The sequence below is a fragment of the Mycobacterium sp. SMC-4 genome, from assembly GCF_050205565.1.
Classification (GTDB): Bacteria; Actinomycetota; Actinomycetes; order Mycobacteriales; family Mycobacteriaceae; genus Mycobacterium.
Map to the genome: position 1 here is coordinate 213,748 of NZ_JBNMQU010000004.1, position 12,176 is coordinate 225,923.

13 protein-coding genes are annotated in these 12,176 nt (G+C 67.1%); 5 read left to right on the forward strand and 8 right to left on the reverse strand.

Features of this window, described 5'->3' with window-relative positions; translation table 11 throughout:
• Positions 1 to 14: 14 nt before the first annotated feature.
• The 4 genes from ACQI46_RS09785 to echA20 are packed head-to-tail and all read right to left on the reverse strand — an operon-like array spanning position 15 to position 3,458.
• Complete coding sequence (locus ACQI46_RS09785) at positions 15 to 1,088, reverse strand: nitronate monooxygenase (protein ID WP_427093781.1); 1,074 nt, start codon at positions 1,086 to 1,088, stop codon at positions 15 to 17.
• Positions 1,085 to 1,831: a cholesterol ring-cleaving hydrolase subunit IpdB gene (ipdB, locus tag ACQI46_RS09790; protein ID WP_427093782.1), complete on the reverse strand. Its 747-nt coding sequence runs from the start codon at positions 1,829 to 1,831 to the stop codon at positions 1,085 to 1,087. Before ipdB ends, ACQI46_RS09785 begins: the two co-directional genes overlap by 4 nt.
• Positions 1,828 to 2,706 (reverse strand): cholesterol ring-cleaving hydrolase subunit IpdA, encoded by an 879-nt coding sequence (gene ipdA / locus ACQI46_RS09795; protein WP_427093783.1) that lies wholly within the window; start codon positions 2,704 to 2,706, stop codon positions 1,828 to 1,830. Before ipdA ends, ipdB begins: the two co-directional genes overlap by 4 nt.
• A complete protein-coding gene (gene echA20, locus ACQI46_RS09800) occupies positions 2,703 to 3,458 on the reverse strand; it encodes a (7aS)-7a-methyl-1,5-dioxo-2,3,5,6,7,7a-hexahydro-1H-indene-carboxyl-CoA hydrolase (RefSeq protein ID WP_427093784.1) in 756 nt (251 codons plus the stop codon). The genes ipdA and echA20 overlap by 4 nt, the downstream gene beginning before the upstream one ends.
• A gap of 56 nt (positions 3,459 to 3,514) precedes the next feature.
• On the opposite strand from echA20, the gene ACQI46_RS09805 reads away from it, so the two are divergent.
• Together ACQI46_RS09805 and ACQI46_RS09810 are read left to right on the forward strand one after the other, a co-directional pair.
• A complete protein-coding gene (locus ACQI46_RS09805; protein ID WP_427093785.1) occupies positions 3,515 to 4,294 on the forward strand; it encodes an SDR family oxidoreductase in 780 nt (259 codons plus the stop codon).
• A gap of 17 nt (positions 4,295 to 4,311) precedes the next feature.
• Positions 4,312 to 5,217 carry an SDR family oxidoreductase gene (locus ACQI46_RS09810; RefSeq protein ID WP_427093786.1) on the forward strand — a complete coding sequence of 302 codons (906 nt, stop codon included), beginning with the start codon at positions 4,312 to 4,314 and terminating at the stop codon, positions 5,215 to 5,217.
• 19 nt (positions 5,218 to 5,236) lie between these two features.
• Here the strand turns inward: ACQI46_RS09810 and ACQI46_RS09815 are convergent, their stop codons facing one another.
• From ACQI46_RS09815 to ACQI46_RS09830, 4 genes are read right to left on the reverse strand one after another with little or no spacing between them, the layout of a single operon-like run.
• Positions 5,237 to 6,487 (reverse strand): histidine phosphatase family protein, encoded by a 1,251-nt coding sequence (locus ACQI46_RS09815; protein ID WP_427093787.1) that lies wholly within the window; start codon positions 6,485 to 6,487, stop codon positions 5,237 to 5,239.
• A gap of 17 nt (positions 6,488 to 6,504) precedes the next feature.
• Positions 6,505 to 6,984 (reverse strand): nitroreductase family deazaflavin-dependent oxidoreductase, encoded by a 480-nt coding sequence (locus tag ACQI46_RS09820; RefSeq protein ID WP_427093788.1) that lies wholly within the window; start codon positions 6,982 to 6,984, stop codon positions 6,505 to 6,507.
• The gene (locus ACQI46_RS09825) at positions 6,981 to 7,379 is read right to left on the reverse strand and encodes a hypothetical protein (RefSeq protein ID WP_427093789.1); all 399 of its coding nucleotides are present in this window, start codon (positions 7,377 to 7,379) and stop codon (positions 6,981 to 6,983) included. The genes ACQI46_RS09820 and ACQI46_RS09825 overlap by 4 nt, the downstream gene beginning before the upstream one ends.
• Before the next feature lie 7 nt (positions 7,380 to 7,386).
• Positions 7,387 to 8,562, reverse strand: coding sequence for a steroid 3-ketoacyl-CoA thiolase (locus tag ACQI46_RS09830; protein WP_427093790.1), 1,176 nt, complete (start codon positions 8,560 to 8,562; stop codon positions 7,387 to 7,389).
• 121 nt (positions 8,563 to 8,683) lie between these two features.
• On the opposite strand from ACQI46_RS09830, the gene ACQI46_RS09835 reads away from it, so the two are divergent.
• From ACQI46_RS09835 to fadE29, 3 genes are read left to right on the forward strand one after another with little or no spacing between them, the layout of a single operon-like run.
• Positions 8,684 to 9,946 carry a cytochrome P450 gene (locus ACQI46_RS09835; protein WP_427093791.1) on the forward strand — a complete coding sequence of 421 codons (1,263 nt, stop codon included), beginning with the start codon at positions 8,684 to 8,686 and terminating at the stop codon, positions 9,944 to 9,946.
• Positions 9,947 to 9,982: 36 nt separating this feature from the next.
• Positions 9,983 to 10,984, forward strand: a complete 1,002-nt coding sequence (locus tag ACQI46_RS09840; RefSeq protein ID WP_427093792.1) for an acyl-CoA dehydrogenase family protein — start codon at positions 9,983 to 9,985, stop codon at positions 10,982 to 10,984.
• A complete protein-coding gene (fadE29, locus tag ACQI46_RS09845; protein ID WP_427093793.1) occupies positions 10,984 to 12,147 on the forward strand; it encodes an acyl-CoA dehydrogenase FadE29 in 1,164 nt (387 codons plus the stop codon). The genes ACQI46_RS09840 and fadE29 overlap by 1 nt, the downstream gene beginning before the upstream one ends.
• The last annotated feature ends 29 nt before the right edge of the window (positions 12,148 to 12,176 follow it).

Consider the following 12,176-nt stretch of genomic DNA (forward strand, 5'->3'; position numbering starts at 1 on the left):
AGTTATCTACTTCATTACGGTCGGATGAAGGAAGATGCTTCAGTCAGGTGCTGGATGGCGTCGGCCACGATCTGCGGCACCAGTTCGGCGCACGACGGCAGGTCTCCGATCATGCCCGCCACCTGGCCCGAAGCGAGCACGCCGGCATCGGTGTTGCCCTCCACCAGACCGGCCTTGAGCAGCATCGGTGTGTTGGCCGCCATGACCACCTGCGACCAGGTGAGGTCCTTGGTTCGGCGCATCGCCAGCCCGTCCTTGACCATCGACGTCCACGTCATGCCGGTCATCTTCTTGAACTTCTGCGCATTGCCCACCGCGGCAGCGAATCCCTTCACCGGGGAACCGCTCTCCAGCTTCTCCACCAAACCGGTCCGCAGCACGCGGTGCGGCATACCGTCGACCCGGGTCGAGACCACCGTGCCGTCCAGCGCGGCCTGCAGGTAGCGCTGCTTGACCGCGTCCGGCACCGTCGAGTCCGACGTCAGCAGGAACCGGGTTCCCATCGCGACGCCCGCGGCGCCGTAGGACAGGGCCGCCGCCAGCCCGCGCCCATCGAAGAACCCGCCCGCGGCGACCACCGGCATGCCGGTGTCGGCCACGGCGTCGAGCACCGACGGCAGCAGCAGGGTGGTGGCGATCGGCCCCGTGTGCCCACCGCCTTCCCCGCCCTGCACGATCACCGCATCCGCGCCCCAGCTCGCGACCTTCTTGGCGTGCTTGGCCAGTCCCACCGACGGGATGACCACCACGTCGGCGTCTTTGAGCTTGGCGATCAGGTCCGGTTTCGGCGCCAGCGCGAAGGACGCGACCTTGACCCCTTCGGAGATCAGCAGGTCGACGCGCTCGTTCGCGTCGCCCGCGTCGGCGCGGATGTTGATCCCGAACGGCTTGTCGGTGGCCGCCTTGACCTTGGCGACGGCGGTCTTGAGCTCGTCGAGCGTCATCGTCGCCGAAGCCAGGATGCCCAGCCCGCCCGCGTTGGACGTCGCCGACACCAGGCGCGCACCGGCGACCCACCCCATCCCGGTCTGCACCACCGGGTGCTCGATGCCGACCAGCTCGGTCAGCGCGGTCTTCAAACCGCTCATCGCACTGCCTTGTCGCGCAACGACTTCGGATCGATCGCCTCACGAATCAGCGTGAGCTCCTCGACGGACGGGAGGCGCGTCGTCTCTGCCTCGCCGAGCCCGTGCACCTCGAACGAAGTGTTCTCGACAATCTGGTCGGCCTCGACGCCCGGGTGCAGCGACACGGCACGCATCTGGTGGTCGGGTCCGTTGAAGTCGAAGACTCCGAGGTTGGTCACCACGCGGTAGACGTTGAAGAAGCGGTACGCGGGGTTGTCGGGATCGACCTTGTCCCAACCGATTCCGGACACCACGTCGACGGATTCGCCGAAGACCCGCCGGGAGTGGTTGCCCACCCAGTAGCTGGTGATGTGGTTGATGGTGTTGCCCGGAGCGCCCCGCACCCCGAACATCTGCCGGGTGGGCTGCTGCAGCGGACCGAACGCCGACAGGTTCTGGTTGCCATAGCGGTCGATCTGGTTGGCGCCCATGACCACATGCCGCCGGCCCCAGGTCAGGGTCTCGAAGACCCGGCCGAACGGCATCCACCCCTCGATGGCCGCCGAGGCGCCGATGGCCGGGGTGTCGGCGATCAACCGCGCCTCGCCGTCGGTGAGCAGGATGTCGGGGGAGAAGGTCAGCCGAGCCAGCCGGGCGCCGATCGACACCATCGTCGTCATCGGGCTGACCATGATCTCGCCGGCGTCGCGGAACAATTCGGCGCACGCGACGGCGCACACCTCGGCGCGGGTGGGGGACGTCATGACTGCTGCTCCTTGAACTTGGCCACCGCGGCCTGGTAGTCGGCCTCGCTACCGGACAGATAGGTGTCGACGAACTGCGCCCATGTCTCGTCGGAGCCGGCGGCTTCGGCGTAGTGGCGCTGGAACTTCTCGTCCCGGCGGTAGTCGGGCTCGGCAGTGGTGAAGTGGGCGCCGTTGGGGGCTTCGACCACGGTGTCGACCATCATGCGGTTGACCAGCAGCGCCTGTGGTGGAACGGCTTTGACCAGTTCCTCGGTCGACACGATCTTCTCCACCGAGAGATGACGCTGTTCGGCGGCCATCAGATAGAGGTCGTCGAAGTACGGGTCGATCCCCGTGTAGGCGGCGTTGCCCTGTGCGTCACCGAGATTGAGGTGGACGAACGCCGCATCCAGGTTGAGGGCGGGCATCGCGACGAGTTCTTCGTACTTGTCGCCGGTGGGGTACGGCGAGCGCACGGTCTTGAGTTCGTCACCCCAGAAGTTGCGGACGTCGCTGCCCAGCCCGGCGCGGGTCGGCAGGAACGGCAGCCGCTGGGCAGCAGCTTGCAGGCCGCACCGCAGCATGCCCTCGTCCATCTCGCGCGATTCGATGCTGCCGGACATGCGGGCCTTGGCGAACCAGGGGTCGTAGAAGGGCGGCGAATCCAGCGACACGAAGCCGTAGTACACCTGCTTGACCTTGCCGGCCGAGCACAGCAGGCCAAGGTCGGGACCGCCGTAGGTGACCACCGTCAGGTCGGTGACGTCGGTGCGCAGCAACGCCCGCACGAACGCCATCGGCTTGCGCCGGGAACCCCAGCCGCCGATGCCGATCGTCATACCGCTGCGGATACCTGCCACGGCCTCGTCGAGAGTGGTTGTCTTGTTGCTCATTTCGTTCCCTTGTTGGTGCCCGCGAAGGCATCACGGTGCTCGTCGGAGACACCGGCGAGGTTCAGCTCGAAGGTGAAGCCCTGCTCCATGCGGTATCTCGCGTTGACCGGTTGCACGTCGATGAAGTTCAACGCCTCCTTGGCGGCGCGGATCACCCGGGTGTCCTTGCTTGCGATGTCACGGGCCACCCGCAGCGCGGCTTCGTCGAGTTCGGCGCGCGGAACCACTTCGTGGACCGAACCGAAGTGATGCAGCGTGTCCGCGTCCACGGTGGCGGCCGTGAAGAACAGGCGCCGCATCAGATGTTGGGGCACCAGCCGCGACAGGTGCGTGGCCGCGCCCAGCGCGCCGCGTTCGACCTCGGGGAGTCCGAACTTCGCGTCATCGGAGGCGACGATGACGTCGGCGTTGCCGACCAGGCCGATCCCGCCGCCGACGCAGAACCCGTTGACCGCTGCCACCACGGGCACCGCACACTCGTACACCGCGCGAAAGGCTTCGTAGCAACCACGATTCGCATCGATCAGCGCCGTGAAACCCTCGGTCTTCTGCATCTCCTTGATGTCCACACCGGCGTTGAAGCCGCGACCCTCGGCGCGCAGCACCACCACATGGGTGCTCATGTCGCGGCCGGCTGCGGTGATCGCGTCGGCCAGCTCGAACCATCCGCGGGAGGGGATCGCGTTGACGGGCGGGTAGTCGACGGTGACCGAGACGATGCCCGGCTCGACGGTCTTGGTGCTGATGGTCATGCGGACTCCTGAGGGGGTGGCTACCTAAGCAAGCACTTGCTTGGTACGCTAGCACAGTGACTGACGCCGTCGATAGCGCCATCAAACTGGGCCTGACCGGCCGAGTCGTCCTCGTCACCGGCGGGGTGCGGGGCGTCGGAGCCGGCATCAGCAAGGTCTTCGCCGATCAGGGCGCCACCGTCGTGACCTGTGCCCGCCGCCCGGTCGAGGACCTGCCCTACGAGTTCCACTCGTGCGACATCCGCGACGACGACGCGGTCAAGGAACTGATCGACCGGATCGTCGCCGACCACGGGCGCCTCGACGTCGTGGTCAACAATGCCGGCGGATCTCCCTACGTGCTCGCCGCCGAAGCGTCCGCGAAGTTCAACACCAAGATCGTCGCCCTGAATCTCCTTGGCGCGCTGTCTGTTTCCCAGCACGCCAACACCGTCATGCAGGGCCAGGACACCGGCGGGTCGATCATCAACATCACCAGCGTGAGCGGTCGGCGCCCGACGCCGGGCACCGCGGCCTACGGCGCAGCCAAGGCCGGGATGGAGAACATGACCACCACGCTGGCGGTCGAGTGGGCGCCCAAGGTGCGGGTGAACTCCGTGGTCGTCGGCATGGTCGAGACCGAGCAGTCCGAACTGTTCTACGGCGACGCCGATTCCGTCGCCGCGATCTCGCGCAACGTGCCGCTGGGCCGTCTCGCGCAGCCCACCGACATCGGCTGGGCCGCAGCGTTCCTGGCCTCTGATGCGGCGGCCTACATCAGCGGCGCCTCCCTCGAGGTGCACGGTGGCGGGGAGCCGCCTCACTATCTTTCGACCACCACTGCGGACATCAAATAGGTGAGGAGACAACGCTAATGGGATTGCTTGACGGTCGGGTGGTCATCGTGACCGGCGCCGGCGGCGGGATCGGCCGCGCGCACGCGCTGGCGTTCGCCGCCGAGGGCGCACGTGTGGTCGTCAACGACATCGGCGTGGGTCTGGACGGTTCCCCGGCCGGCGGTGGCAGCGCCGCCCAGAACGTCGTCGACGAGATCGTCGCCGCCGGAGGGGAAGCCGTCACCAGCGGTGCGAACGTCGCTGACTGGACCCAGGCCGAAGGGCTGATCCAGACCGCCGTCGACAGCTTCGGCGGCTTGGACGTGCTGGTCAACAACGCCGGCATCGTGCGGGACCGCATGTTCGCCAACACCAGCGAAGAAGAGTTCGACGCCGTCACCGCCGTGCACCTCAAGGGGCACTTCGCGACCATGAAGCACGCGGCCGCCTACTGGCGCGCCAAGTCCAAGGCCGGTGAGCAGGTCGACGCGCGCATCATCAACACCAGCTCCGGTGCGGGACTGCAGGGCAGCGTCGGGCAGGCCAACTACAGCGCGGCCAAGGCCGGTATCGCTGCACTGACCCTGGTCGGCGCGGCCGAGATGGGTCGCTACGGGGTGACCGTCAACGCGATCGCGCCGTCGGCTCGGACGCGGATGACGGAGACCGTGTTCGCCGACATGATGGCCACGCAGGACAAGGATTTCGACGCCATGGCCCCGGAGAACGTCTCGCCGCTGGTGGTGTGGCTGGGCAGTGCCGAGTCGCGCGATGTGACCGGCCGGGTCTTCGAGGTCGAGGGCGGCATCATCCGCGTCGCCGAAGGCTGGGCGCGCGGCGGCGAGATCGACAAGGGTGCGCGCTGGGACCCGGCCGAACTCGGGCCGGTGGTCGCCGATCTGCTGGCCAAGTCGCGGACACCGCTACCGGTCTTCGGCGCCTAGAAGACGGCAGCTCCGGACCTCAGGCGGCCGCCTTCCTGGCGTCGGACTCGGTGCCACCCGTGGGATCCGAGTCGGCGCCGGTCGTGGCATGCGAGTCGTCCGACACCGATGCATCGTCGGTGTCGGTGTCGGTGTCGGTCTCGGTGTCGGTGAGGCCAACCGAGTCCTCGTCCTGGGCTGCCGGGGACTCGTCCTCGGATGGGGTGAGCACGCGGATCCGGTCGGAGCGGTGGAGCTTGTCGGCGGTCCGCGCCTTCTCCTGCACAGGTTCGACGGCCGGCTCCGACTCCTGTTGCGCTCCTACGGATTCGGGTGCCGAGGAGGTAGCCGCCGCGGGCGGGTCGGGGTTGGTGACGGCGTTGACGACATCTCGCACCACCGCGGTCACGAACGTGATCGGTGCCTTCAGCACGTCGCCGATGCCGTCACGCAAGGCATCGGAGATCTGGCGGATGTCACCGGTGCGGAAGGCCTGCACCACGTTGTAGATGGCCGTCTGCGGTGCGACCACCAGGTCGCGAACGTTGACGAGCAGCTTGGTGCCCAACGTCGCGGGTCCGACCGGCTTGCCCGCCCACGACTTCAAGGTCCAGCCTTCTTCGGCGCTGCCCTCCACCACGACCACATCGGTGTTGTCCAGCTGGTGGCTCAACATCAGGCCGAGATCCGGATTGTCGACGTTCATCATCGTCCAGAACATGATCGTCGCTCCGTGCGAGAACACCACGGGCATCTGCGCGCCGCTGTCCTCGACCACCTTGAGCGCGCCGTCCACCCGGGCGTCGAACGCGTTGCCGTCACTGCCGCCGAGGATCGGCAGCGCCCGGGCGCCCAGTATCCACAGCGCCGGGCTCAGCGCATATCCGATGCGACCCAGCCCGGAGTTCTCCGATGAGCCTTCGAAGATACCGGCGCCGATCTCGCGGAACCCGGCCAGTGCGATCGGATCCAGACCGGTCTCCGCAGCGAACGGTGCGGCAGTCTGGCTGGTGCGCACCATGTTCGAGGTGTAGATCGCGTCGTAATCCATCCCGCTCGCCGCGAGGGCGGCGGCCACCGCTGCGGCCTGCGGGACCCCGACATCGGTGGTGATGTTCGGGCCCGGCACCAAGGTGTCGATGATCCCCGCGGCGTTGGCTTCGGACTGCGCGTGCCGGACGAACGTCACCGTCAGCGCCGCCGCGGGTATGGCCGCTGCCACCCACAGCAACGCGGCGGTCAACACCGCCAACAGCGTCGACGTCAGTTTGCGGTGTGACCCCGCGACCATTGGGTCAGATTAACCAGTTATGCGGGGTCGCAGATGATGATCGGGATTTTCCGCTCGGTGTAGGACCGGTAGTTGGCGTAGTCGGGGTACATCGCGTCGAGCTTGGGCCAGTACTCGTCGCGTTCGGCGTCGGTCGCCTCACGCGCCACCAGCTCCAGCTTCCCGGTCTTGGTCTGGAACGTGACCGCGGGGTTGGCCTTGATGTTCAGATACCACATCGGATGGGTGTCGCGGCCGCCCTGGGAGGCGACGAGCACGATCCGGTTGCCCTCCTGGAGGAACAGCAGCGGAACGTCACGGGGCTCGCCGCTCTTGCGTCCGATCGTGGTCAGGATTCCGACTTCGGACCCGCGCAGGAACTTGTCGCCGAAGCGCCCGTTGGTCTTCTTGAACAGGAACGTCTGTGCGCGCGACATCCATTTGATGCCGATGCCGACGGCCTTGGAATTCAGGCTCTTGATCTGCTTGTCGGTCAGCGGGCGGGAGGCTTCGGTCACGGAGTGGTTCCTTCTCTGGTCAGAAACGGTCGGATCGAGGCGTTGATGCGGTGGATCTGGGCGCGGCCCGACGGGTCGCCGGCCGGGATCAGGAACGTCTCGTCGACGCGGGCGCCGACCCGTCGTCCGGCCAGTGACGGCTTGGTCGACAGCTCGAAGCGGGCCCGCACGGTGTCGCCGTCGACGGTGAACTCCGGCGTCGACACCGACGCGATGACCCGGTACTGCAGCCCCCGGTTGAGGCTGCGGCGCAGGTGTTTTCCGGAAAAGCCGGTCTTGATGCCGACCTCGGTGCGGGTGCAATCCGGGGCGAACGGCACCGCGTCGGCCCGATGTGAGCCGAGCGCGGTGATGTAGGCCTGCGCCGCGGCGATGCGGTCGGCATCCGGGATCATGTCGCGGTCAGATCCGCTCGATGATCGTCCCGGTCGACAGTGCCCCGCCGGCGCACATCGTGATCAGGGCGGTGGTCTTGTCGGTCCGCTCGAGTTCGTGCAGCGCGGTGGTGATCAGACGGCTCCCGGTGCTGCCGACCGGATGGCCCAGCGCGATCGCACCGCCGTTGACGTTGACGGTGTCCATGTCCGGCTCGTGCACCCGCGCCCAGGACAGCACCACCGACGCGAAAGCCTCGTTGATCTCGGTGATGTCGATGTCACCCATCTTCATCCCGGCCTTCTCCAGCACCTTCTGCGTGGACTGGACGGGTCCGTCGAGGTGGTAGTACGGCTCGGCGCCCACGAGCGCCTGGCTGACGATGCGGGCCCGCGGCTTCAGACCCAGCGCCCTGGCCTTGTCCTCGTCCATCCACAGCACCGCAGCCGCCCCGTCGGAGATCTGAGAGGAGGTGCCCGCGGTGTGGATGCCGCCCTCCATGACCGGCTTCAGCGATGACAGACCCTCGAGCGTGGTCTCGCGCATGCCCTGGTCCCGGCTGACCGGGGCACGCTCGTCGGTGGGTTGCTTGTTCTCGTCGAGCACCGGCGCCTCGATGGGGGAGATCTCCCGGTCGAAGCGGCCCTCGGCCCAGGCCTGGGCGGCCTTGCGCTGTGAGTCCAGACCGAAGCGGTCGATGTCCTCGCGGGTGATCCCGCGCCGCTTGGCGATCCGCTCGGCGGCCTCGAACTGGTTGGGCATGTCGATGTCCCACGATGCCGGCCGGATCAGGCTGCGGTCGGGCCCGGCGTTGGCGCCCAGCCCGACGCGGCTCATCGCCTCGACGCCGCACGCGATGCCCACGTCGATTGCCCCGGTCGCGATCAGGCCGGCGATCAGGCCGTTGGCCTGCTGGCCGCTGCCGCACTGGCAGTCGACGGTGGTGGCGCCGACGTGCTCGGGCAGGCCGGCGACCAGCCAGCTCACGCGCGTGATGTTGTTGGACTGCTCGCCGTACTGCGTGACGCAGCCGCCGATGACCTGTTCGACCATGTCTGCGTCGAAGTCGGAAGCGAGTCCGACCTTGTCGACGAGCGCCTTCTGGACCGCGCCCAGCAACTCGGTGGCGTGCAGACCGGACAACCATCCGTTGCGTTTGCCGATGGGGCTGCGAGTGGCTTCGACGATGACAGGGTTACCCATTGCGCCAGGCTAGAACACGTTTCATTAGTCTGACAAGCAGGGATGTCGCCACGCCTTTCATCTGCGGTGGAGGCATGTTTTACTGGCACTAGAACACGTTCCAATTGAGGAGTGCTTAGCTATGTCCGGCCCGAACACCTGCCCCATCAGTCCCGAGTTCGACTTCCTCGACGCGAGCTTGAACCTGGAGCGGCTTCCCGTCGAAGAGCTGGCCGAACTGCGCAAGTCCGAGCCTATCCACTGGGTCGACGTGCCCGGCGGCACGGGCGGCTTCGGCGACAAGGGTTATTGGTTGGTCACCAAGCACGCCGACGTCAAAGAGGTGTCCAAGCGCAACGACATCTTCGGCAGCTCGCCCGACGGAGCCATCCCGGTCTGGCCCAAGGACATGACGCGCGAGGCCATCGATCTGCAGAAGGCCGTACTGCTGAACATGGACGCGCCGCAGCACACCCGGCTGCGCAAGATCATCTCCCGCGGTTTCACCCCCCGCGCGGTCGGCCGGCTCGAAGACGAGCTGCGTGCGCGTGCGCAGAAGATCGCCGAGACCGCCAAGGCCGAGGGTTCCGGCGACTTCGTCGAACAGGTGTCGGCCGAACTGCCCCTGCAGGCCATCGCCGAACTGCTCGGTGTGCCGCAGGACGACCGCGACAAGATCTTCCGCTGGTCCAACGAGATGACCGCCGGTGAGGATCCCGAGTACGCCGATGTCGATCCGGCGATGTCGTCGTTCGAATTGATCAGCTATGCCATGAAGATGGCGGAGGAGCGGGCGAAGAACCCGACCGAGGACATCGTCACCAAACTGATCGAGGCCGACATCGACGGCGAGAAGCTCTCGGACGACGAGTTCGGCTTCTTCGTCATCATGCTCGCGGTGGCCGGCAACGAAACCACGCGCAACTCGATCACCCACGGCATGATCGCCTTCTCGCAGAACCCCGATCAGTGGGAGCTCTACAAGAAGGAACGGCCGGAGACCGCCGCCGACGAGATCGTCCGCTGGGCGACCCCGGTGTCGGCATTCCAGCGCACCGCGCTCGAGGACACCGAACTCGGCGGCGTGCACATCAAGAAGGGTGAGCGGGTGGTGATGTCGTACCGCTCGGCCAACTTCGACGACGAGGTCTTCGAGAACCCGCACAAGTTCGACATCATGCGTAACCCCAACCCGCACGTCGGGTTCGGCGGCACCGGCGCGCACTACTGCATCGGCGCCAACCTGGCCAAGATGACGATCAATCTGATCTTCAACGCGGTCGCCGACAACATGCCCGACCTCAAGCCGATCGGCGAGCCCGAGCGGCTGAAGTCGGGATGGCTCAACGGCATCAAGCACTGGCAGGTGGACTACACCGGTAAGGGCTGCCCCGTCCAGCACTGACGCGCTGACAGGCACGAAGGCTCAAGGAGGAGTCGGGTGGATTTCAGTCCAGACGAGGGACAGCAGGCTGTCGCCGATGTGGTGACGTCCGTTCTCGAGCGCGACAACACATGGGAGGCATTGGTTTCCGGCGGCGTCACCGCGCTGGCGGTGCCGGAGCGGCTCGGCGGCGACGGGGTAGGCCTGGCCGAGATCGCGACCGCGCTGAGCGAGATCGGCCGGCACGGCACGGTCAGTCCCGCGCTCGTGACGCTCGGGGCCACCGCGGTGCTGCTCGACCTCGCGTCGGAGGCCCAGCAGGACCGCTATTTGTCCGGTGTGGCGAAGGGATCGGTTCTGACGTCGGCGCTCAACGAGCCGGGCGCGGCACTGCCGGACCAACCCGGCGTCACCCTGGCCGGCGGCAAGCTCAACGGCACCAAGATCGCGGTCGGCTATGCGACACAAGCTGATTGGTTCGTCGTGACGGCCGACAGCGGTGTCGTGGTGGTCTCCGCCGGCGCTGACGGCGTCCGCGTGACCGCGACGCCGGCCGCCAACGGCGGCGAGGAAGCCACCGTCACGTTCACCGACGTCACGGTCGCCGACGACGACGTGCTGGCCGGTGCGCAAGCCTCCCGGGTGAACCAGCTCGCGCTGGCCGCCATCGGGGCGTTCGCCGCCGGGCTGGTGGCCGGCGCCCTACGGCTGACCGCCGACTACGTCGCGAACCGGGAGCAGTTCGGCCGCCCGCTGTCGACGTTCCAGACCGTGGCCGCGCAGCTGTCGGAGGTCTACATCGCTTCGCGCACCATCGATCTGGTGTCGACGTCGGTGGTATGGCGGCTCTGCGAGGGGCTGGATGCCGAAGACGACCTGGCAATCCTCGGGTACTGGCTGACGTCGCAGGCGCCGCCGGCGATGCGGCTCTGCCATCATCTGCACGGCGGTATGGGCATGGACATCACCTACCCGATGGACCGCTACTACTCGTCGATCAAGGACCTGACGCGTCAGCTGGGTGGTCCCTCGCAGCGTCTGGATCTGGTGGGAGCTTGATGTACATCGATTTGACGCCCGAACAGCGGGCGCTGCAATCTGAGCTGCGGGAATACTTTTCGACGCTGATCACGCCCGAAGAGGCCGAGGCGATGAAGTCGGATCGCCACAACGAGGCCTACCGTGCGGTGATCAAGCGGATGGGCAGCGACGGCAAACTCGGCGTGGGCTGGCCGAAAGAATACGGCGGTCTGGGCTTCGGTCCGATCGAGCAGCAGATCTTCGTCAACGAGGCCAACCGAGCCGACGTGCCGTTGCCGATGGTCACGCTGCAGACGGTGGGACCGACCCTGCAGGTGCACGGCACCGAGGAGCAGAAGAGAAAGTTCCTGCCCGGAATCCTCTCGGGCGACGTGCATTTCGCCATCGGGTACTCCGAGCCCGAAGCCGGCACCGACCTGGCGTCGCTGCGTACCACCGCCGTCAGGCATGGTGACGAATACATCGTGAACGGCCAGAAGATGTGGACGACGGGCGCGCACGACGCCGACTACATCTGGCTGGCCTGCCGGACGGATCCGAGCGCGGCCAAGCACAAGGGCATCTCGATCCTTATCGTCGACACCAAGGACCCGGGCTACTCGTGGACCCCGATCATCCTGTCCGACGGCGCCCACCACACCAACGCGTCCTACTACAACGACGTGCGGGTGCCCGCGGACATGCTCGTCGGCGAGGAGAACGGCGGCTGGAAGCTGATCACCACGCAGCTCAACCACGAGCGCGTCGGCCTCGGCCCGGCCGGTCGCGTCGCCGGCATCTACGACGAGGTCCGGGAGTGGGCGGCCACCCCCGGATCCGACGGCATGGTCCCGATCGAGCAGGAGCCTGCGCGGCGTCTGCTCGGTCAGATCAAGGCGATCTGGCGTATCAACGAGTTGCTCAACTGGCAGGTCGCTGCATCCGGAGAGACGATCGCCGTCGCCGATGCCGCTGCGACAAAGGTCTTCTCGACCGAGCGCATCCAGGAAGTCGGGCGGCTGGCCGAGGAACTGGTGGGCCGCTACGGCAACCCGGCCGACGCGCACACGGCCGAGCTGCTCGACTGGCTCGACAAGATGACCAAGCGCAATCTGGTGATCACCTTCGGCGGCGGGGTCAACGAGGTGATGCGCGAGATGATCGCGGCGGCGGGTCTGAAGGTGCCGAGGGTTCCGCGGTGATGAGCGCTTGCGCGAAGAGCAGAGGGCAG